Origin of the sequence: Microbacterium sp. NPDC060132, assembly GCF_042729675.1 — a bacterium.
Classification (GTDB): Bacteria; Actinomycetota; Actinomycetes; order Actinomycetales; family Microbacteriaceae; genus Microbacterium; species Microbacterium sufflavum.
Genome location: NZ_JBHWXU010000001.1, coordinates 1610207 through 1631877, shown reverse-complemented (window position 1 = coordinate 1631877; position 21671 = coordinate 1610207). Strand labels below are relative to the sequence as shown.

Genomic DNA, 21671 nt, shown 5'->3' with positions numbered 1-21671 from the left:
CCGGGCTCCTCAGTCGTCGTCCGGGTCGTGCAGGGGCTGCGATTTCGGGACTCGCATGCGCACCAGGGTACCCGCGCCCGTGTTGGTCTCCACGACCAGTCCGCCGCTGCTGCCGTACAGCTGTCGCAGGCGCGTGTCGACGTTGCGCAGCCCCACGTGGGAGCCGTCCTCGCGCGCCGTGAGCAGCGACCGCAGCCCGTCGGGGTCCATGCCGACGCCGTCGTCCTCCACGAGGATCTCGGTGTGGGTGCCGTCGTCGCGCGAGGTGAGGCGGATCTCGCCGCCGCCCTCCCCCGGCTCGAGGCCGTGCCGCACCGCGTTCTCCACGAGGGGCTGCACCGACAGGAACGGGATGACCGTGGCGAGGGTCTCCGGCGCGATCTGCAGCGTGACCCGCAGCCGGTCGCCGAAGCGGGCCCGCTCGAGCTCCAGGTACGAGTGGATGCTGCCGAGCTCCTCCGCGAGGGTCGTGAACTCTCCCTGGCGGCGGAAGGAGTAGCGCGTGAAGTCGGCGAACTCCAGCACGAGGTCGCGCGCGCGGTCGGGGTCGGTCGTGATGAACGAGGCGATCGCGGTGAGGGCGTTGTAGATGAAGTGCGGGGAGATCTGCGCCCGCAGCGACCGCAGCTCCGCCTCGGCGAGCTGCGCGCGGGAGGCGTCGAGCCCGCCGAGCTCGACCTGTGCGGCGCACCAGTCGGCGACCTCCTCTGCGGCGCGCACGAGGGCCGCGCGCACGGGCGACGCGAAGGCCACGATCACGCCGATCGTTCGCCCGTCCACGACGATCGGGGCGCCCACCGCCTCCAGGTCATCGGTCTTCGCCGGGGCGGGGAACACTTGCCGCCGGCCGCTCGCCCGCACCCGCTCGGCGATGCGGCGCGCGGCCGACTCCAAGCCGTCCGAGGCGCCGTCGAAGGACACGACGCCGGACTCCTCGCCGCCGTCGGTGCCCACGATCGCGACCGCGGCGCTGCCCAGCAGCACCCGCAGGTGCCGCGCCGCCTTCACCGCATCGGGCCCGGCGAGCCCGCCGCGCAGGTGCGGGGCGGCGAGACTCGCCTGGTGCAGCGCCCGCAGGGCTCCCTGCTCCGCGTCACTGCCGAGGTCGGCGGCACCCCGCGCGAACCGGCGGGCGAGCAGCAGCAGCACGGTGAGCGCGATGCCGCCGAGCACCCCCAGCACCGCGGCGAGGACGACGTCGTTCATTCGTTCAGCCTAGGGACGCGAGACGAAGGGCGTCAGCAGCAGCGGGCACCGGGGTTGCGGTCCTGGTCGTCCATGCGCTGCCGCCAGAACTGCCTCTCGGTCAGCGGCTCCTCGTCGGGGTGGTGACGGCGGTGATGGGCGACGTAGGTCGCGTACGCGGTGTCGCCCATCAGCGTCGTCATGTACCAGCGGATGCCGCGCCCGGCCCGGCCGAGGGCGCTCCACAGCGCCCGCAGCGGGGTGGTCGCGGCATCCGTCCGATGCACGGTGTCGGTCATCTCAGTGCCGCGCGGCCGCGCGCTCCTCGGCGAGGATCGGCTCCCACTGCTTCTCCAGCTCGCGCTCCTCCGCGTCGGGGAGGAAGCCCGCGGGGGCGAAGCGCCGGGAGGCCACGGGGGCGTCCTCGGTGTTCTCTCCGCCGCCGTGGCGGATGGCCTTCACGGTCGCGATCACGGCCATGACGATCACGACGATCGCGAGCACCACGAAGATGATCGACAGCGTGCCCTGCACCGCGGTGTTGCGGATCACGGCCTCCAGCACCTGCGGCTCTCCGAGTGCGGTGTCTCCCGAGCTCAGCGCCTCCCGGTAGCGGAAGTGGTTCGCCCAGTATCCGATCGCCGGGACCGGCGAGAAGATCTTGTAGAGCGAGGCCGTGATGGTGACGACCGCGGTGAACGCGAGCGGCAGCGCGATGATCCACAGCCACCGGAAGTAGCTGCGGCCGCGCTTGGCGACGATCGCGAGCACCACGGCGAGCGCGATCGCGGCGAGCAGCTGGTTGGCGATGCCGAACAGCGGGAAGAACGTGTTGATGCCGCCGAGCGGGTCGGTCACGCCGAGGATGAGGATCGCTCCCCAGCCGGCGACCATGATCGCGGTGCAGATCCACACCCCGGGGCGCCACGACACGTCACGGAACTTCGGGAACCAGGCGCCGATCGAGTCCTGCAGCATGAACCGGGCCACGCGGGTGCCGGCGTCGACCGCGGTGAGGATGAACAGCGCCTCGAACATGATCGCGAAGTGGTACCAGAACGCCATGAGCGCCTGACCGCCGAGGGCCTGCTGCATGATGTGCGCGAGGCCCAGCGCGAGCGTCGGGGCGCCACCGGTGCGGGACACGATCGACTCCTCGCCGACCGCGGCGGCCGTGCCGGTGAGCATGTCGGGGGTGAGGTTCACGCCCGTCAGCCCGAGCGAGTTCACGAACGCGACAGCGCCCTCGACCGTGCCGCCGGTCGCCGCGGATGGCGCGTTCATGGCGAAGTAGATGCCCTGGTCGATGGAGATCGCGGCGACGAGGGCCATGATCGCGACGAACGACTCCATGAGCATGCCGCCGTAGCCGATGAAGCGCGTCTGCCGCTCCTTCTCCACGAGCTTGGGCGTGGTGCCGGAGGCGATCAGTGCATGGAAGCCGGACAGCGCTCCGCACGCGATCGTCACAAACAGGAACGGGAAGAGCGGACCTGCGAACACCGGGCCCATGCCGTTCTCACCGAACACGCTGATCGCGGGGACCGAGATCTCGGGGCGCACCAGCACGATGGCGCCGGCGAGCATCACGATCACGCCGATCTTCATGAACGTGGAGAGGTAGTCGCGCGGCGCGAGCAGCAGCCACACCGGCAGCACCGCGGCGATGAAGCCGTAGACGATGATGCCCCAGGCGATCGTGGTGCGGTCGAGGTGGAAGATCGCCTGCCCCCACTCGGTGCCGGCGACCCAGCCGCCGCCGATGATCGCGAACATGAGCAGCACGAAGCCGATGATCGACACCTCGGTCACCTTGCCGGGGCGCAGGTAGCGCAGGTACACGCCCATGAACAGGGCGATCGGGATGGTCATGGCGACGGAGAAGACGCCCCACGGGCTCTCCCCGAGGGCGTTGACGACGACGAGCGCGAGGATCGCGACGATGATCAGCATGATGAGCAGCGACGCGATGATCGCCGCGGTGCCGCCGATCTTGCCGAGCTCCTGCCGCGCCATCTGGCCGATCGTGCGACCGCCACGGCGCATGGAGAAGAAGAGCACCGTGTAGTCCTGCACGGCGCCCGCGAGCACGACGCCCACGATGATCCAGATGGTGCCGGGGAGGTAGCCCATCTGCGCCGCGAGCACGGGGCCCACGAGCGGACCGGCGCCGGCGATCGCGGCGAAGTGGTGGCCGTAGAGCACGCGGCGGTCGGTGGGGACGTAGTCCTTGCCGTCCTGCTTGACCTCGGCCGGGGTCGCACGGCGGTCGTCGGGGCGGGTGATGTACCGCTCGATGACCTTGGAGTAGAAGCGGTAGCCGATCAGGTAGGTGCACACGGCGGCGAACACGAACCAGATCGCGTTCACGGTCTCGCCGCGGACGATGGCGAGCATCACCCAGGCGACGCCGCCGAGCAGGGCGATCGCCGTCCAGAGCAGGATCTTCGGCAGGGTCCAGCGGCGGCTCTTCGCCTCGTGCTCGGCGGAGAGGGCGACGGGTGGGAGGGTCGGGTCGGTCTCGATGACGGGTTCGTCGTCGACGAGCCCGGCGCCGTCGCGGCGGCGCGACGAAGGTGCGGTCATGGGGTTCTCCTCGGTGGACGCATCATTGCGTCTTCCCACGCTAGGAAGCCCGCCCCGCGGTCGCGCGCCGATCGGCGGACGGTGCGACGAGCGGTGTCGATCACGCGATGAACGGACGCCCGCGGTACCCCGGCGGGCGATGGGCCGCAACGACGGCACGGCCGCACGACGGGTGTCCGTCGTGCGGCCGTGTGTCACGCGTCCGTGTCCGGCGCTCCCCCGCTCACCCGGGAGCGTCGGTCGCCGGGGGCGGGGTCGGCGTCGGCTCCGGGTCCGGCGTCGGGGTGGGATCCGGCGTCGGAGTGGGGTCCGGGGTCGGCTCCGGGGTCGGCGTCGGCTCCGGGGTCGGAGCCGGTGCCGGGGCGACGTCGGCCGGGGTGGTGACGGTCACCACCGTGCGCACGGCGGAGTCGCCGTACTGGACGAGACCGAGGTAGCGGGTGCCGGCGGTCAGGCCGGTCCAGCTCAGCTCATAGCTCGTCTTCTCCCCGCGCACCGCGGCGATGGGGTTCGGCGTCGCCGTGAACGCGCCCTGGTCACCGGGGAGCACGGTGGCGTAGGTCATGTCCCACGTCATCGGTCCGGTCGTCGCATACACGTTCGCCACCACGAGGTAGGTGCCGGCGGTCGGCGTGGGCACCGTGACCTGCTCGTCGGCCGAGCCCGTCGCCGACTGCCAGCGCTCGTAGTAGCGCAGGTCGTCCGGCGCGACCACCCGGTAGACGGTGAGGTCGAGATCACTGCCCTCGTCGTCGGAGGAGTCGAGGTCGAACCGCGAGAGCGTGCCGCCCTCCGGCACGTCGACGATCCACGCCACGTCCTTGTTCGCGTCGCCCGAGTTCTCGTTCCCGGAGTGCCCCTCGACCGGGTTGTCCGGATCGGTGAGGAGCTGGAACGGGGTGAGGCCCGAGAGGTTCAGTGCCAGATCGCCGTCGAGGCCGGGGATGATGCCGACCGTCGTGCTCCCGTCGACGCCACTGCCGGTGACCTCTCCCGGAGCATCCGCCGTGACCGGATACACCGCGATCGGCGAGCGCACCGTGTTCTTCGCGCTCGTCCAGGTGAGCGACCCGGTGGCCCACTGCTCGACCGGGGCGCTGGTGCTGTCGAACGTGACCGTGAAGGTCTTCGACTGCCCCGGCTTGTCGAACGTGAGCTGGGACGGCGTGACGGTGACGTTCACTCCCGGCACGGAGGCCTTCGCGGTGAACACGCCCTTCTCCGTCGAGGTGACCGTGCGGGTGACGGTCTGCGCGCTGGCCAGCGACCCGATCGAGATCGACGCCTGGTTCAGGTCGCTGCCGTCGATGGGCTCGATGCCGGGGAAGTCCGACAGCCCCTTCCCGTCGAGGAAGGCCGCCCAGTCCCGGAACCCGTTGAGGTACAGCAGACCCGGGTTCAGGTATCGCCGCGCGTCGACCTGCCCCGCGCCCTGCTCGAACGGGTCGGTGTTCTTCGAGCCGTCGGGGAGCACGGTGTCGGAGGCGGTGGTCATCATCGCCGAACGGATCTCCGCCGGCGTCGCCCGCGGATGCTCGCCCAGGTACAGCGCACCGAGGCCCGCGATGTGCGGGGAGGCCATCGAGGTGCCGGAGAGGATGCCGAACGTCGGCTGCTCGCCCGGCGCGTTGTGCGTGGCGGCGAGGATGGCGACGCCGGGAGCGGCGACGTCGGGCTTGAGCACGTCGTTGCCGTCGGCCAGGACCGGGCCGCGGCTGGAGAAGCCCGCGATCTGCGGGGTCGGCGTGGTCACGCCGGTGGTGTTCTCGCCGACGAGGGTGATCGGACGGTCGACTCCGCCCCGCACATACGCGAGGACCGCGTCGCGGTGCACGGCGTTCAGGTGCACGGTCGGCACGGCGTGGAAGTCGTTGTCGAGCGAGTCGGCACCGCCGGGCACGTTCACCAGGACCATGCCGATGCCACCCGCGTCCTTCACCACCTGCGACTTCTCGGCGCGCGCGTTGCCGCCGCGGTCGCAGACCACGATGTGTCCGGCGACCTTCGCCGGGTCGAGGGTGCCGGGCAGGCACAGCGTCGCGTCCACCGCTCCGGGTGCCGCGGCATCCTGTGCCGCGATGGAGGGCCCGGAGACGCTCTCACCGAACGGCACGCTCACCGAGGCGCCGGCCTGCGCGAAGCCGTCGAACTGCACGGTGCCCTCCCACGTGGGGATGGTGGAGGCCGCGACCGTGGTGTACCACGGCGACGCGTGGTCGGCCGTGACCGGGTCGGGACCGTCGTTGCCGGCACTGGTCGCGACGAACACACCGGCGGCCGCCGCGTTGAGGAACGCCAGGTCCTCTGGTGCCATCACGGTGCTCGCCGCACCGCCGCCGATCGAGTAGTTGATCACGTCGACGCCGTCGGCGACGGCCTGGTCGATCGCGGCGACGAGGTCGCTCAGCGCACAGATGTCGTCCGTGGTCACGGTCGTGTCGGGCCCGACGTAGCAGGCCTTGTATGCGGCGACCTTCGCGCCGGGCGCGACGCCGGAGATCGTCCCGAAGTCGACGCCCTCGATCGCGGCCTCCACCCCGAACTCACCCGCCGCCGTGCTCGCCGTGTGCGAGCCGTGGCCGTCGCCGTCCCGCGGCGAGAGGTAGTCGTACTGGAAGTCGAAGCCGGCGGCCTGGGCTCCCGCGAAGAAGTACTGCCCGCCGATGAGCTTGGTCGAGTAGTCGCTCGTGTCCCAGTCCTGGCCCTCGACCATCGCGCCGCGGAACTGCCCGCCGTCGGACTTGTCGAAGTACACGTAGGTGCCGTCGGTGTAGGGCTGCTGGCCCTTGTGCCGGGCGTTCTGCTTCTTCTGCTGCTTGAGCTTCTTGCCCTCGAACGACGGGTGCTCCGGGGCGATGCCGGTGTCGATCACACCCACGACGACGCCCTCTCCGGCCTTCTTCACGCCGCCGGTCTGCTGCCACACCCCGCCGCGGCCCTTGCGGTCGTCGCCGAGGCCGAGGTAGTCGGTGGAGGTCAGCGCGTCGGGGTGACGGATCTCGTCGGGGAACACCCCGAGAACGTCCTTCGAGGCCCGGAGCTGATCCACCTGCTCGCCCGTGAGGTCGGCGCTGAACCCGTTGAGCACGACCTGGTACGTCGTGTCCGGCGTCACGCCGACGTCGTTGATGAGGGTGGACTGCTCGGACTCGAGGTGCTTCACGTAGCGCTGCGCGTCCTGCGACTGCGTCTCGAGCTGTTCGCCCTCGGCCGGCTTCGTCGCCTTGAGTCCCTTGACGTCGCCCTCGTAGCTGGCGAGGGGATCGGCCTTCATGACCACGATGTAGTGCCCGGGGGTTCCCGCGACCGGAACGGGGTGTGTCACCTCCCCGGTCGCTGCGTAGCCGGCGGTTGCCGTCGATGCGATGAACAGCGTGGCCAGGGTGGCGGCCGCTGCCATCCGGAGGGGTGTTCGACCCATATCTCGCTCCCGATGATCACGGTGCGGCGTCGTTGCCGCACCGCGGATCACGATAACCCCGCTCCTCGGCGCCGGATCGAGAACTGAACGATGGTCATCCCCGGTCGTGCCGATCGGCCAGGGTGCGCGACGGCCGGGTCGGGCGAAGGTCGCCGGTAGGCTGGAGGGGTGGCCCGAACCCCCGTCCTCACGACCCGCGTGCTGCTCGTCTGCGCCGCGATCGGTGTCGCGACGGGCCTCCTCGGCGGGATCGCCGGGTGGGTCACACCGGTGCTGCTGGCGAGCCCGCTGCTGTTCCTCTACGGGCTCGTGCTCGGGTCGCACGTGCTGCCGGGCATCATCGCCCAGGAGGTGCTGCGGCTGCCGCTCGTCGCGCTCATCACGCACGTGTTCGCGGCGCTCATCGCGAGCGCGTTCAATCCGGCGTGGGCGCTGCGTTTCATCGGCACCGCGCTGCTGTTCGGGCTCATCCAGGAGGGGGTCGCCGCGCTCACGCGGTACCGCTCCTGGGGCGCCTGGCGCTTCTTCGTCTCGGCCGCGATCATCGGCGTGATCGTCGCGGTCGTGGTGTTCTTCGCCGCCCACCTGTCGGTGATGCCGGTGTGGGCGCAGATCCTCTACCTCGCGATCTCGGTGCTCGGCCCGATCGCCTGGACCGCGATCGGCCTCGCGGTCGGCACGTCGCTGCGCCGGGCCGGGGTCGCCCGCCGCTAGCCCCGGAGCCTCGCTGGATAACACAGGTAAGGCTCAGCTAAGTTAGAGGCACACCCTCCGTCGAGCCCGGGACCTGCCGTGCGCCCATCCGCGCCCCTCCTCCGCGTGCGCGAGCTCTCGCTCACCCACGCCGGTGCCGCGCACCCCTCCCCGCGCGATGCGTCGTTCGACATCCGGCCCGGCGAGGTCGTGCTGCTGCTCGGTCCGTCCGGCTCCGGGAAGTCCACGCTCACCCTGGCGCTCAACGGCCTCATCCCGCACGCCCTCCCGGCGACCATGACCGGCACGGTCGAGGCGGGCGGGCTCGACACCGCGGACACCGCGACCGCGACGCTCAGCACGCACGTGGCCATGGTGTTCCAGGACCCGGACGCGCAGATCGTCACGGGCACCGTGTACGACGAGGTGGCGTTCGGTCCGGAGAACCTGCTGCTCCCCGTCGAGGTGGTGCGGGAGCGCGTCGCGGAGTCGCTGCGGCGCGTGGGCCTGTGGGACCGCCGCGACGACAACCCCGACCACCTGTCCGGCGGCGGGCGGCAGCGGCTCGCGATCGCCTGCGCCCTCGCGATGGGGTCGCCGCTGATCGTGCTGGACGAGCCCACCGCGAACCTCGATCCGCAGGGCATCGACGACGTGTACGCCGCGCTCGCGGAGGTGGTGGCCGCTGGCGATCGCGCGATCCTGCTCGTGGAGCACAACCTCGACGCCGCGATGGCCTTCGTGACCCGCACGATCGTGCTCGACCGGGAGGGGCGGGTCGCGTTCGACGGACCGGCCGCGGAGACGATCAGGGCGCACGCGGACGAGCTGCTCGCGATGGGCGTGTGGCTGCCGGGGGCCACCCTCGCGGCGCTGCGCCTGCGGGAGCGGGGGCACCGGTTCGATCCGCTGCCGCTGACCCCGGACGAGCTCGCGACGGCGCTCGCCGTGCGCGACGCCGTGCCCGGTGCATCCGGTGCATCCGGCGCATCCGGTGCATCCGGCGCATCCGGTGCATCCGGCGTATCCGGTGTATCCGACGAATCCGACGAATTCCGCGAATCCGGCGCCGCCGCGAACCGGCCCGGCGAGTCGATCATCCGCACGCGAGGGCTCACGGTGAAGCGACGGCGCACCGAGATCCTGCACGGGGTGGACCTCGATCTGCCCGCGGGCAGCCTCACCGCGATCGTCGGGGCGAACGGGGCGGGCAAGACCACGCTCATCCAGGCGCTCGCCGGTGTGGTGCCGCCGCCGAAGGGGCAGGTGTCGGTCGACGGCATCGATCCGGGCACCGCCTCCCCGCGGGATCTCGCCGCCCGCATCGGCTTCGTGTTCCAGAACCCGGAGCACCAGTTCATCGCGGCGACGGTGTTCGACGAGCTCGCCCACGGCCTGCGGCTGCGGCACGTGACGGACGACGAGATCGCGGCGCGGGTCGCCGAGATGCTCGACCGATTCGGGCTGACGCACAAGGCCGACGTGCACCCGTTCCTGCTGTCGGGCGGCGAGAAGCGGCGGCTGTCGGTCGGCACCGCCCTGATCACACGGCCCCGGGTGCTCGCCCTCGACGAGCCCACGTTCGGCCAGGATCGCGCGCGCGCCACCGAACTGCTCGCCCTGCTGCGGACCCTGCGCGCGGAGGGCACCACGATCGTGCTCGTCACGCACGACCTCTCGCTGGTCGCCGAGCACACCACGCACACGGTCGTGCTCGCGGACGGCCGGGTGCACGCCGCCGGGCCGACCGCGGAGCTGTTCGCCGACCCCGCGGTGTTCACCGACGCGAGCCTGCGCCTCCCCGACGTGCAGCGCGTGCTCGCCGCCGCGGGTCTCACCGCGGAGTCCCCCGCACGCACCGCCGCGTCCGGACTCATCCCCGCACCCGCATCCGCGCCCCCAGCATCCGCATCCGCTCCCGCTCCGGACCCGGAGGCGTCGTCGTGAGCGGCAGCACCGGCACCGCGTTCGACCCGTACGCGCGTCTCACCGCGACGGCGCCGCACCAGTTCCTGTATGCGCTCAACCCGCTCGCGAAGGTCGCGGGGTTCGCTCCCGCGATGGTGCTGCTCGTGTTCGTGCGCGATCTCGCGACGCCCGCCGCGTTCCTCGCGCTCGCGTACGTGCTGATCCTGTCCGGAGCCAGGGTCACCGGGCGGCTGCTCGCGCTGCTGCTGCTCGGCCTGCCGTTGGGGATGCTCGCGGTCACCGCCGGGTTCTCGCTGTGGGTCGATGCCGCACGGGTCGACGGCACCCCGGCGCTGCTCTCGGTGGGCGACTGGACGCTGTACAGCGGCGCGCTCGCGATCGGTGCGGCCACGGCCCTGCGGTTGGGGGCGATCGTCGCGCTGGCGCTGGTGGGCGGCCTCACGACCAGCGGCTCCGACCTGGTGCGGGCGAGCGTGCAGCAGCTGCGCGTGCCGTACCGCATCGGGTACACGGCTCTGGCGGCGTTCCGCTTCGTGCCGCGGTTCGGGCACGAGCTGGCGGTGATCCGCGCGGCACACCGGGTGCGCGGCTATCACGGCGGGCGCGGTCCCCTCTCCCGCATCGCCCGAGGCTGGGGGTACATCGTGCCGCTGCTCGCCGGGGCCATCCGGCATGCCGAGCGCGTGGCCCTGGCGATGGATTCCCGGGCGTTCGGCGCGCATCCGACGCGGACCGAGCGGCACCTGGTGCCGTTCCGCGTGCGCGACACCGTGTTCACCGTGGCGATGCTCCTCACCTCGGCGGCGATCTTCCTCGTCTTCTTCCCCTGGCAGCTCCCCCTCTCCTGAAAGGCACTCCATGGCATTCAGCAAGATGGTCAAGCCCGAGACGACCGAACTCCTGCACCTCACCGTGCTGCGCTCTGAACGGCTCTCGTCGCACTGGATCCGCGTGACGCTCGGCGGCGGTGAGATCGACCGGTTCCGCCCGATGGGGTACGACCAGTGGTTCCGGCTGTTCCTGCCCATCGGCGGCGAGGCCGGTCTCGACCGGGTGCCGGCGAAGGCGAACAAGATGTTCGGCTATCTCAAGTTCCTGCGTATCCCCGACGGCGAGCGGCCCGTGATGCGCAACTACACGGTGCGTGCCTTCCGGGCGGCGACCGCCGAGGCGGGGGCGGAGATCGACGTGGACTTCGTGTTGCACGGTTCTGCGGCCGACGGCACGGCGGGCCCGGCGTCGCGGTGGGCGGAGACCTGCGAGCCCGGCGAGCACGTGCTCATCATCGACGAGGGCCTCACGTTCAACCCGCAGCGGGGGACCGATCGCGTGGTGCTCGTCGGCGATGAGACCGCGCTGCCCGCAATCGCCGGGATCGCCGCCTCGCTCCCGGCGCACGCCACCGGCACCGCGATCGTCGAGGTGCCGGCCGAGGACGACGCCCTGGACTTCCCGCGCCCTCCGGGGCTCGACGTGGTCTTGATCGTGCGCCCCCACGACGCGGCGCCCGGTGCTCTCGCCCTGGAGGCGCTGGGCCGGAGCGAGCTTCCGGGCGCGCCCTTCCACGCCTATGCGGCCGGGGAGCAGTCGCTGGCCTCCGGTGCCCGCAGGCTCCTCGTCGGCGAGCGCGGCGTGGACAAGAACGCCGTGAGCTTCTGCGGGTATTGGAAGGTCGGCGCGGCGTCGCCCGCGTCGAAGGCCGCCCGCGAGGCCGCGTCGGAACCCCTCGCATGAGCGCTCAGGATACGGCCGACGGCGCACCCGATCACGCGAAAGCGCCGGAAACTACGGACGGCGCACCCGATCACACGAGCGCGCCGGAAGCTACGGATGGCGGACCCGATCACACGAACGCGCCGGAACCCGCGGACCTCGGTACCCCTCGCATGAGCGCGCCGGACGGCGGTGTCTCCGGCAGGCGGCGCTTCCGGTTCCCGACGGCGCTGCTGCTGACGTGCGCCGCGCTGGGCGTGGCCGGCGGGCTGCTGCTCGCTCCCGCGAACTGGGTGTCGACGATCCTGTTCCCGGGGCTGCCGTTCGTGAGCGTCGCTCTCGCCGGCCTGTGGCTGCTGCCGTCGGTGATCGCCCTGCGCCTGCTGCGCGCGCCGCTCGTGGGTCTGCTGGTCGGGTTGCTGGCCGGGCTCGTGATCGTGCCGTTCTCCGGGTACGGCTTCGGCAGTGTGGCGACGAACCTGTGGTGGGCGGCCTTCACCGAGCTGCCGTTCCTGTTCGTGATGTGGCGCTACTGGGGCACGTGGCTGCACTACGTCGGGGCCGTGGTGGTGGGGGTCGTGTATCCCCTGCTCGCGTGGGCGTCGTTCGACCTGGGCGGTTTCACCCTTCCGGTGCAGCTGCTCTTCTTCGCGATCACACTCGCGAGCTGTGTCGCCGCCACCGCCCTCGGCATCCTGATCGCTGATCGCCTGCGCGCCGCCGGAGTCGGCCGCAGCCGCTGACCCCGCCTCGACGCGACTCGAGCCCACCCCCACCACCCGTCCACCCGTCAGGCGGCGATGTCGAAGCGGGCCCGCCCACCGAGCCGAGGCGTGCGTGCGGGGTCGATGTACCGCGGAGGCACGAACCACACCCTCGCCATCCCGCCGCCGCTACCACCGCCACCACTGCCGCGTTCGCCGCTGTCGATGTGGATGTCCCACCCGTTGTCGTGGATGCGATGGTGACACGTCTCGCACAGCAGCACCCCGTTGGACAGATCCGTCGGCCCGCGGTCGCGCGACCACCACCGGATGTGATGCGCCTTCGTCATCTCCGGCGGCAACCCGCACATCGCACACCCCCCGTCTCGCTCCACCAGCGCCAGCCGCTGCGCCCGGGTGAACAACCGCTTCTCCCGCCCCCAGTCCAACACCTCACTGCCCCCGCCGAGCACACACGGGATCACCCCGCCGCCCGCCGCCATCCGCCGCACCGCCCCGACGCTCACCGGCTGATCGATCCCGTCCACCTGCGCCGACCCCGATCCCGCCTCCAGATCCCCCAGGCCCACCCGCACCACCACCGTCGCCCCGGCCAGCGGCAACCGCGACGCACACCCGAGCACGTGCCCCGCGAACGCCGACAACGCATCCGCCTGGATCATCGGCACTGTACGACGGTCCGCATCCGGAGCCCCCGCATCCGGCGCCTCCTGACGCGCCGCGAACGCTGCCGACACGAACCCCCGGATCGCCGCCACCACCGGCGCCGCCGTCTCCGCATCCAGCACCGCGTTCAGATGCACCATCCCGTCACGCTCGAACAGCGTCAACGACCGACGCGACCGCTGCTCCTCCGCCCGCGGCTCCACCCCATCCGGATCGACCCACGCCTCCGCCCGCACCACCAACCGCCGCACCTCATCCACCGACAACCCCGCCGCCTGCTCCACCAGCACCCGCTCGGCTTCCGCCACCCGAGCAGCACCCACGGCCACGCGGCACCGGTCGAGCATCGCGACGATCAGCGCGGCCGCCGGCGCACCGAGCGCACCCGCGGCCAACGCCTCCCGCACGCACGGGTACTTCGCCGGCAGTCGCTGCCCCAGGAGGTCGGCGCGCGGGGCCGTGGCCTCGCCCACCGCCACCAGTCGCGCCGCCTCTCCCGTCGAGACTCCGGTCGTCGCGGCGATCAGCCTCGCCGGGTTCCGATAGCCCTGCTGCTTCGCCAGGCTGCCGGCACCGAGCTCAGGCCGCGACTCCCGCGCGATGCCCGCTCCCACTGACACGTGCACCGCGTCGAGACGTCTCCGCAGCACGCCGATCGCGTCGTTCACCGCGATCAACTGCTCGCGGTTCAGGTCCATCGGATCGCCCGCGCCACCCCACGCGGCGTCGAGGCGGGACATCGCCTCGTGCAAACCGGAGAGTGTGGACATGCCCCGATTCTACCGTCGACGGCGGCGAGTTTCGTATCTTTGTTCGAATCGAGAACCGGGATATCGGGCTGTCGAGAGGGCCACCGACGCCCTCCACGAACCGCACGGTGGCGCCCGACGGAACGGGCTCGCAGACCACGCCCTCGCGACCCGATCGTCCCCGCCGGAGCACCCATCGATAGCATCGGCGGCATGGACTGGCGTGACGACCGCATCCGCTCCGCCGCGCGGGGAGAGAACCCGACGCTGCTCGCCGAACTGCCCGGCGGCTACGCGGTGATCGGCGATGTGCAGTTCCTCCCCGGCTACTGCGTGCTGCTCGGCACGGATCCGGAGGCCACCGCGCTGGCGGACCTGCCGCGGGAGGAACGGGTACGGTTCCTCGCCGCCGTCGACCTCCTCGCCACGGCCGTGGAGCACGCCTGCCGAGAGGTCGATCCGGCGTTCCGTCGCATCAACATCGACATCCTCGGCAACACCGACGCCTTCGTCCATGCCCACGTCTGGCCCCGCTACGAGTGGGAAGCGCCCGACCTGAAGTCCTGGCCCGTCTGGCGCTACGACCCCTCGAACTGGCACGACGCCGCCACCCGCCTCGGCCCGCAGCACGACGATCTCCGGGCCCGCATCACGGCCCACCTCCGACGCCTCGCCGCCGCCGACTCGATCTCGATCGCGCGCCGCCCCGCCCCCTGACGCGATCCATCCCCCGCTCCGCCCCTGTCGCGGCCTCACAAACGCACCCCGGACCACCCCGCCCGCCACGTCTCCGACCCCGCACTCGGACCATCGCGTCCTCGGGCTACTTCACACTCCCCTGGGTGAGCCCGCCGACGAGCCACTTCTGCAGGAACAGCGCGAGCAGGTAGATCGGGATGAGGCCGGCGAGGCTGGCGGCGGCCATCTGCCCGAACATCACCTCGCGGCCGCCCTGCATGAGCGCGATGCCGACCGGGAGGGTCTGCGAGTCGATGCTCTGCGTGAGCAGCAGCGGGATGAGGAAGTCGTTGTACGCGAGGATGAACACGATGATCGACACGGCGACGATGCCGGGCGCGGTGAGCGGGAGGATGACCGCCCACAGGGTGCGCAGCGGTCCGCAGCCGTCGATCTGCGCGGCCTCGTCGACCTCGAACGGGATCGCGCGGAAGAACCCGTCCAGCAGCCACACGGCGACCGGGGTGAGCAGCAGGCCCTCCACGATGCCGAGCCCGATCACGGAGTCCATCAGCCCGGCGGTGCGCACCAGCACGAACAGCGGGATGATCGCGACGATCGGCGGGGCGACGTAGGCGGAGACGATCAGCCCGAGGGTCTGCTTCCCGCCCGCGCGCAGCCGCGCCATGGCGTAGTTGGCGGGGATCGAGACGACGAGCGACACCAGCACCGCCACGAGCGCGGCACCGAGGGAGTTGCGCAGGTAGGTGAGGATGGGCCAGTTCTCGAACGCGCCGACCCAGTTCTCGAACGCGAGCCGCGAGGGCAGGATGCGGGTGGACAGGATGTCGTCCGGGCTCTTGAACGACATGCCCACCATGTACAGCACGGGCAGGAGGGCGAGCACGATCGCGACGAGGATCACGACCCACTTCACGACGGTGACGAGCACGGACGGGCGACCGGGGCGCGAGATGCTCGAGGTGCGGCTGCGGCGACGACGGCGGCGCGCGTCCGGCACGACCAGCGTGACGGTCGCGCTGTCGGAGGCGTGGTCGGAGGTGCGGAGTGTGAGCGACATGTCAGCTCTCCCTGTGCAGGCGCTGCCGGACGGCGTTGAGCGGCAGGATGACGATGGTGACCAGCACCAGGAACGCGATGGTCTGCGCGGCGGCAGCCCCCACGTCGAAGGTCTGCAACCCGGTGCGGTAGATCTCGAAGCTGCTGACGGTGGTGTCGAAGCCGGGTCCGCCGCCGGTCATGATGAACACCAGGTCGAACACCTTGAACGACACCACGAGCTTGAGCAGCAGCACGGTGACCAGGCTCGGCAGCACGAGCGGGAACGTGATGCGCCAGAACGTCTGCCACACCCCGGCGCCGTCGACCTGCGAGGCCTCGTACACCTCGGTCGGCAGGGTCTGCAGCGCGGCGAACACGAGCAGCACGCAGAAGGGCGTCCACTGCCACGCGTCGACCACGATCAGCGAGACCATCGCCGCCGGGCTCGAGCCGAGGAACAGGAACGGCTCGGCGCCCGGGCTGAACGACTGACCGATGTTGTTGAGCAGCCCGCCGGTGGGGGCGAGCATGAGCTTCCAGATCACGCCCGCCATCACGGGCGGCGTCATCAGCGGCAGCAGGAGCAGCACCCGGATGATCCGTCCGCCCTTGACGGCCGCGTCGAGCGAGAGGGCCACCACGAGACCGGCGACGAGGGCGATCAGGGCGGACGGGATCGCGAAGAGCAGCGACCTGCCGAGGGACGGGAGGGTGACCCCGTCCCCCAGCAGTGCCGCGAAGTTGTCGAACCCGACCCAGTCCGCGAACGGACGCCCCAGCGACGAGTCGGAGAACGACGCGGCGACGATGTAGGCGAGCGGGTAGATCGCGATGATCACGATCGCGAGGATGGCGGGCGCCAGCAGGGCGCGGCCCGTCCACGACGCGCGTCGGGCGCGGCGCCGGGAGGCGACGGGTTGCGACATGAGCTGTCCTTTCGGGTTCGACGAGGCGATCAGTCGGCCAGGGACTGCCAGGTGTCCCAGGTCTGCTGCATCGCCTCTTCCGCGGTCAGGCTGCCCTGCAGCATGAGCGCGAGGTTGTCGCTGAGCGACTGGATCATCTCGGGGGCCTGCGGCGAGGTCGGCCAGGACTGCGCGTTGGGCAGCACCTGGGCGGCGACGGCCGACACCTCCGGCGCGAACTCGATGTACTCCGGGCTCTCCAGGGTGGAGGTGCGCGTGGGGTCGACACCGGAACCGGTCGTGGTGATCAGCTTCTCGTTCGTCTCCTTCGACGAGGCGAACGCGACGAACTGCTTCGCGAGGTCCTCGTCGCTGGCGTTCGGGCTGATGCCCATCGCCCAGCCGGCGTTCAGCGCTCCGGAGACCTTGCCCTCGGGTCCGACCGGCAGCGGCGCGACGCCCCAGCCGTCGACGATCTTCGACTGCTCCGGGTCCTGCGCGAACACGCCCAGGTCGGTCCAGAACTCGATCATGCCGACGGAGCCGGAGAGGAACTGCGGCAGCGCCTGCTCGAACCCGATCTCCAGCGGGCTGGGCAGCGCCGAACCGGAGGCATCGAGCATCGACTGTGCCGCGGCCACCGCGTACTCGGTGTCGAGCTGCGGCATCTGCGGGTCGATCGGGTCGGGCGACATGGTGGCGAGGCGGTTGAAGAAGGTCGAGCCGATGTTGAACGCGCTCTTCGAGCCGAGCAGCGCGTTGCCGTACACGCCGTTCGTCTTCTCGGCGTCGGTGATCTTCTGCGACACCTCGACGTACTCGTCCCACGTGGTCGGGACCTCGACGCCGTTCCGTTCGAAGATCGCCTTGTTGTAGAAGAGCACGTGCGTGTCGCCGTCGATCGGCAGCCCGTAGGTCGCGTCCTCGTACTGCGAGTAGGGGCCGAAGATCGCCTCGATGAAGTCGCCCGAGTCGATGTCCTCGTCGGACTCCACCCAGTCGGTGATGTCGGCGAGGGCCCCGGCGTCGGCGAGCGCGCCGACCGACGTGTACCAGTACTGGATGACGTCGTAGTTGTTGGTGCCGGACTGCGCGTCGAGGATCGCCTTGGTCTGGATCTGGTCGTAGGGCACGACCTCGACCTCGACCTCGACGCCGGTGGAGGCCTCGAAGTCCTCCTCGAGGATCTTGCCCGCGCCCTCCTGCGGGGCGGCGATGAGGACCTTGAGGGTCTTGTCGCCGCCGTCGCCGCCGGAGCCCCCCGCGTCGCCGGAGCAGCCGGCGAGCACGAGGCCCGCGGCGGACGCCAGGGCGATGACGGGCAGGGCACGGCGCGTCAGCCGCGCGGGGGATGAGGAGCGTCGTTGCACACTCATGGTGCTGTCCTTTCGATGTTCTTTCTCGGGTGAGGGGTTCGTGCTCGGGTGAGGGTGGTGCGGGTTCAGGGCGCTCAGGCGTCGGGCGTCCAGGGGCGGTCGACCTTGTCGCCGTCGACCCAGGGGGTCTTCACGAACACGGCGCGGAAGGTCTCGTCGAACGGGTTCCGCACGAAGTGCTCCTCGTGCGGTGCGGCGCGCAGCACGTCGCCGGTCTCGACGACGCGACGGGTGTCGCGGTCGAGCCAGATCTCGGCGCGCCCCTCGATCACCACGAACGACTCGGTGTGGTGCTCGTGGAGGTGGTTGGCGAACTCGTCGCCGGGCCGCAGCACGACCACGCCGAACGCCGCGTCGTCGCCCTGCGCGAGGTAGCCGGGGCCCCAGTCGCCGAACCGGAGGGCGGCCTCGGCGCTGCGCAGCACGTCGGCGCTCATGCGAGCACCCGCGTCTCGGTGGCCTCGCGGAACAGCTCGTAGGCGTCGGCGGGGTCGGTGTCGTCGTGCACCACGGCCCGCACGGCCTGCATCATGGCCGCGGGGTGGGCGCTCTGGAAGATGTTGCGGCCCATGTCCACTCCGGCGGCCCCCGCGCGCACGGCGTTCGAGGCCATCGTGAGGGCGTCCAGCTCGGGCAGCTTCTTGCCTCCGGCCATGATGACGGGCACCGGGCACCCCGCGACCACGTCCTCGAAGCCCTCCTCGCAGTAGTACGTCTTCACGAGCTGGGCGCCGAGCTCCGCGATGATGCGGGTCGCGAGACCGAGGTAGCGGGCGTCGCGCACGAGCTCCTTGCCGACCGCGGTCACGCCGAGCACCGGGATGCCCGCGTCGTAGCCCTGGTCGACGAGCGTGGTGAGGTTGCGGATGCTGCGGCTCTCGTGCTCGCCGCCGACGAACACCTGCACGGCCACGGCGTCGGCGTGGAGGCGCACCGCATCCTGCATCGCCATCGCGATGTACTCGTCGGAGAGGTCCTTGAGGATCGATGGGCCGCCCGAGGCGCGCAGCACGAGTCCGGCCCTGGTGGCCGGCGGGATCGAGGTGCGCAGGGCTCCGCGGGTGCCCATGAGGGCGTCGGCGTGCGCGGCCAGCGGCGCGATGTTCAGGTCGATGCGCTCCAGCCCCGAGGTGGGTCCCTGGAAGTAGCCGTGGTCGAACGCGAGCATCACGGTGCGCCCGGTCTGCGGGTCGAGGATGCGGGACAGGCGGTTCTGCATGCCCCAGTCGAGGTTCGCCGCTCCCCGGATGTTCTGCGTGAAGCGGACGGCGGGCTGGTCGGCGTGGAACTGCTTCGCAGAGGCGTTGCCTTCGAGGTCTGCCATGGGGTGTCTCCTTCGGTGTCGGGTGGTCGTCGTGGTCGTCAGCCGGCGTGACCGGCGGTCGAGAGTCGGGCGGGGGGAAGGTCGAGGGGGCCGCGCGCGGCGCCCGGCGGGGTGAACAGCGGGGGCAGGTCGGTGCCCGAGATCGACATCACGTCGCGGTAGACGCGGTGCCAGCGGGCGGTCACGGCGCGGTACCGCTCGTGCTCGGCGGGGTCGACGCGCTCGATGCGGTCGGGCTCGCCCATCGGCGGGAGTTCTGCGCCGACACCTCGGGCGGCCAGCCGGGCGGCACCGTACGAGGTGGCCTCGGGTGCGGGCGTGACGCGGGTGTCGAGCCCGGTGACGCCCGCGATGACCCGCGGCCACAGGGCGCCCGCGCTGGATCCTCCGGTGAACGTGACGGCGCCCTCGGCGACCGCGCGCCCGGCGGTGAGCGACGACAGGATCTCGAGGTGCGCGCTGGCGACGATCGCCGCGGACTCCTCGATCGCCCGGATGAACGCGCCGCGCGAGGAGCGGGCCGCGTCGTTGATGTCGAAGCCGACGAACGCGGGGGCCGCGTGGTGCCAGGCGTCGGCCTGCATCACGTTCGCCGTGGTCGCGACGACGCCGTTCGCCCCCGCGGGGACCTCGGCCGCCCACTGCTCCATCACGGCGAATGCGGAGGTGCCGGCCGCGCGACCGAGCTCGGCGGCGTCGGGGCACATCGCGTCGCGGAACCACCGCATCGCGAGGCCGGAGAGGAAGCCGATGCCCTCGACCATCCAGGTGCCCGGATCGACGTGGCACAGGGTGCGCAGGCGCCGCTCCGGGTCGATCAGCGGCTCCGTGGTCACGGCCGTGGTCTGCCAGAAGGTGCCGGCGACGATCGTCGGCAGCCCCTCGCGCGCCGCGATGCCGTGCAGCGCGAGCTGCGTGTCGGCGCCGCCCGCGACCACCGGCGTCCCCGCGGGCAGCCCGGTCGCGGCCGAGGCCTCCGCGGTCACGGCACCGACGACCTGCCCGCACTCGACCACGGGCGGCAGGATGCGACGGTCGATGCCGACGAGCCCGGCGAGCTCGTCCGACCAGTCGCGCGCCCGCAGGTCGAACAGGGCCGAGCTGGAGCCGCTGGTGGGCTCGGTCACGAACGCCCCGGTGAGCCGCGTGGTGACCCAGTCGCTGAGCATCCCGAAGTGGCGGGCGGCGGCGAGCACGTCGGGCTGGTGGCGGGCGATCCACCGCAGCCGGGCGGGGGCCGTGATCGACACCCAGTCGCCCGCGGTGCGGTACACCTCGTCGGCCACGCCCTCGGCCACCAGCTCCTCGGCCTCGGCGCGCGCCCGGCCGTCGGTGTTGGGGCACGCCCACAGCTCGCGCCCCTCGGCGTCGGACAGCACGAAGCCCTCGCGCATGCTCGACGCGGCGACCGCGGCCACGCGTCGCTCGCCCAGCCGCGCGACCACCTCGGATACGGCGCCCGCGATGGCCGTCCAGCCGCCATCGGTGTCGAACACGGTGCCGCCGGGGTGACCGGGCACGGCGACGTGGGTCCACTCGCGGGCGGCCTGAGTGACCAGGCGACCCTCGATGTCGAAGGCGAGGGCACGCGCGGAACCGGTGCCCGCGTCGATCGCGAGGAAGACGTCGCTCAGCGCTCCCATCGCAGCTCACCTCCCGCGAGGAACCGCTCGATCTCGGCGGCGAGCATGTCGGCGCCGCGGGCGAGGGTCTGGTGGGTGGCGCCGGCGAGGTGCGGGGTGAGGATGAGGTTCGGCTGGGCGACCAGGTCGCGCCACGGTCCGTCGGGCTCGTTCACGTCGAGCGCGACCCCGGCGAGGTGTCCGCTGCGCAGCCCGTCGAGCAGCGCCTGTTCGTCGACGAGCGACTCCCGGGCCGTGTTGATCAGGAACGACCCCTGCGGCATGCGGGCGATCTGCTCGGCGCCGATCAGGTGGCGGTTGTCGGCGGTCGCCCTGGCGTGCACGCTCACGACGTCGCTGCCGGCGAGCAGCGCGTCCAGGTCGGACACGATGGTCGCATCGGTCACCGTCGCCGGATCGACGTAGGGGTCGTACGCCGCGATGGTGGCGCCGAGCGCCCTGGCCCGCGCGGCGACGAGCCGGGCCACGTTGCCGTAGCCGATCAGCCCGAGGCGCAGGCCCTTCACCTCGCGCCCGAACCACCTCGCACCCTCGAACGTCGACTCCGCGAGCGGCCGCCCCTCGGCCACGCGCTCGTCGACGTCGCGCAGCGATGCGGGCACGTTCCGCACGATCGAGATGAGGAACCCGATCGTGAGGTCGGCCACGGCGTCGGCGTTCTTGCCCGGCGTGGTGGTCACGCGCACGCCGCGCTCGCGGGCCGCGGCGAGGTCGACGTTGACGGGTCCGCCGCGCGCGCAGCCGAGCAGCCGCAGCCCGGGGAGCGCGGCGAGCACGTCGGCTGTGAACGGCGCGGCATGGAAGGCGACCACGTCGTACCCCTGCGCGAGTCGCGCGACCTCGGCCGGGTCGCCCTCGAACTCGTGGATCGACGACGCGTCCCACGTCGGCTCCGCGATCGTCATGGTGGCCGTGTCCGCGGGGATCCCCCGCTGCGCGAACGCGCGGGTGAACACCTCGGCGGTCATGTAGCTGTCGCCGATGACGAGGATGCGGTGGTCGGTCATGTGCGGGTC

At 71.7% G+C, this 21671-nt stretch carries 18 protein-coding genes; 6 read left to right on the top strand and 12 right to left on the bottom strand.

Translation table 11 applies throughout. The annotated features are described in order from the left end of the window. Positions 1-9: 9 nt before the first annotated feature. The 4 genes from ACFWCH_RS08025 to ACFWCH_RS08010 all read right to left on the bottom strand — a co-directional run bounded on the left by ACFWCH_RS08025 (position 10) and on the right by ACFWCH_RS08010 (position 7171). Complete coding sequence (locus ACFWCH_RS08025) at positions 10-1206, bottom strand: sensor histidine kinase (protein ID WP_378803313.1); 1197 nt, start codon at positions 1204-1206, stop codon at positions 10-12. A 32-nt stretch (positions 1207-1238) separates the two neighbouring features. After that, positions 1239-1484, bottom strand: a complete 246-nt coding sequence (locus ACFWCH_RS08020; protein ID WP_205812761.1) for a YbdD/YjiX family protein — start codon at positions 1482-1484, stop codon at positions 1239-1241. A gap of 1 nt (position 1485) precedes the next feature. Beyond that, entirely contained in the window at positions 1486-3771 is a 2286-nt protein-coding gene (locus ACFWCH_RS08015) for a carbon starvation CstA family protein (protein WP_136036760.1), read from the bottom strand. A 223-nt stretch (positions 3772-3994) separates the two neighbouring features. Next, a complete protein-coding gene (locus tag ACFWCH_RS08010) occupies positions 3995-7171 on the bottom strand; it encodes a S8 family peptidase (protein ID WP_378803312.1) in 3177 nt (1058 codons plus the stop codon). 189 nt (positions 7172-7360) lie between these two features. Between ACFWCH_RS08010 and ACFWCH_RS08005 the strand changes: the two genes are divergently transcribed. The 5 genes from ACFWCH_RS08005 (at position 7361) to ACFWCH_RS07985 (ending at position 12270) form a co-directional block, all read left to right on the top strand. Next, complete coding sequence (locus ACFWCH_RS08005) at positions 7361-7906, top strand: ECF transporter S component (protein ID WP_136033981.1); 546 nt, start codon at positions 7361-7363, stop codon at positions 7904-7906. A 78-nt stretch (positions 7907-7984) separates the two neighbouring features. Further along, the gene (locus ACFWCH_RS08000; RefSeq protein WP_378803311.1) at positions 7985-9832 is read left to right on the top strand and encodes an ABC transporter ATP-binding protein; all 1848 of its coding nucleotides are present in this window, start codon (positions 7985-7987) and stop codon (positions 9830-9832) included. Next, positions 9829-10662, top strand: a complete 834-nt coding sequence (locus ACFWCH_RS07995) for an energy-coupling factor transporter transmembrane component T (protein WP_378803310.1) — start codon at positions 9829-9831, stop codon at positions 10660-10662. Before ACFWCH_RS08000 ends, ACFWCH_RS07995 begins: the two co-directional genes overlap by 4 nt. Positions 10663-10672: 10 nt before the next feature. Beyond that, on the top strand, positions 10673-11548 hold the full coding sequence (locus ACFWCH_RS07990; protein ID WP_378803309.1) for a siderophore-interacting protein: 876 nt from the start codon (positions 10673-10675) through the stop codon (positions 11546-11548). Between the two features lie 152 nt (positions 11549-11700). Then, positions 11701-12270, top strand: coding sequence for an ECF transporter S component (locus ACFWCH_RS07985; protein WP_378803308.1), 570 nt, complete (start codon positions 11701-11703; stop codon positions 12268-12270). A gap of 47 nt (positions 12271-12317) precedes the next feature. On the opposite strand, the gene ACFWCH_RS07980 is transcribed toward ACFWCH_RS07985, so the two are convergent. Beyond that, positions 12318-13688, bottom strand: coding sequence for a DUF222 domain-containing protein (locus ACFWCH_RS07980; protein ID WP_378803307.1), 1371 nt, complete (start codon positions 13686-13688; stop codon positions 12318-12320). 192 nt (positions 13689-13880) lie between these two features. Between ACFWCH_RS07980 and ACFWCH_RS07975 the strand changes: the two genes are divergently transcribed. Continuing rightward, positions 13881-14384, top strand: coding sequence for an HIT family protein (locus tag ACFWCH_RS07975; protein ID WP_378803306.1), 504 nt, complete (start codon positions 13881-13883; stop codon positions 14382-14384). Positions 14385-14490: 106 nt separating this feature from the next. Here ACFWCH_RS07975 and ACFWCH_RS07970 read toward each other — a convergent pair whose 3' ends face one another. The 7 genes from ACFWCH_RS07970 to ACFWCH_RS07940 form a co-directional block, all read right to left on the bottom strand. Next, positions 14491-15426, bottom strand: a complete 936-nt coding sequence (locus tag ACFWCH_RS07970; RefSeq protein ID WP_136036765.1) for a carbohydrate ABC transporter permease — start codon at positions 15424-15426, stop codon at positions 14491-14493. A gap of 1 nt (position 15427) precedes the next feature. Continuing rightward, complete coding sequence (locus ACFWCH_RS07965; protein WP_378803305.1) at positions 15428-16333, bottom strand: carbohydrate ABC transporter permease; 906 nt, start codon at positions 16331-16333, stop codon at positions 15428-15430. A gap of 29 nt (positions 16334-16362) precedes the next feature. Further along, positions 16363-17688 (bottom strand): ABC transporter substrate-binding protein, encoded by a 1326-nt coding sequence (locus ACFWCH_RS07960; protein ID WP_378803304.1) that lies wholly within the window; start codon positions 17686-17688, stop codon positions 16363-16365. Positions 17689-17762: 74 nt separating this feature from the next. Next, positions 17763-18125: a cupin domain-containing protein gene (locus tag ACFWCH_RS07955; protein ID WP_136033995.1), complete on the bottom strand. Its 363-nt coding sequence runs from the start codon at positions 18123-18125 to the stop codon at positions 17763-17765. Beyond that, the gene (lsrF, locus tag ACFWCH_RS07950) at positions 18122-19012 is read right to left on the bottom strand and encodes a 3-hydroxy-5-phosphonooxypentane-2,4-dione thiolase (protein WP_378803302.1); all 891 of its coding nucleotides are present in this window, start codon (positions 19010-19012) and stop codon (positions 18122-18124) included. The genes ACFWCH_RS07955 and lsrF overlap by 4 nt, the downstream gene beginning before the upstream one ends. Positions 19013-19050: 38 nt before the next feature. After that, positions 19051-20655: an FGGY family carbohydrate kinase gene (locus tag ACFWCH_RS07945; protein ID WP_378803301.1), complete on the bottom strand. Its 1605-nt coding sequence runs from the start codon at positions 20653-20655 to the stop codon at positions 19051-19053. Then, positions 20643-21662 (bottom strand): NAD(P)-dependent oxidoreductase, encoded by a 1020-nt coding sequence (locus tag ACFWCH_RS07940; RefSeq protein WP_378803300.1) that lies wholly within the window; start codon positions 21660-21662, stop codon positions 20643-20645. Before ACFWCH_RS07940 ends, ACFWCH_RS07945 begins: the two co-directional genes overlap by 13 nt. Between the last annotated feature and the right edge of the window lie 9 nt (positions 21663-21671).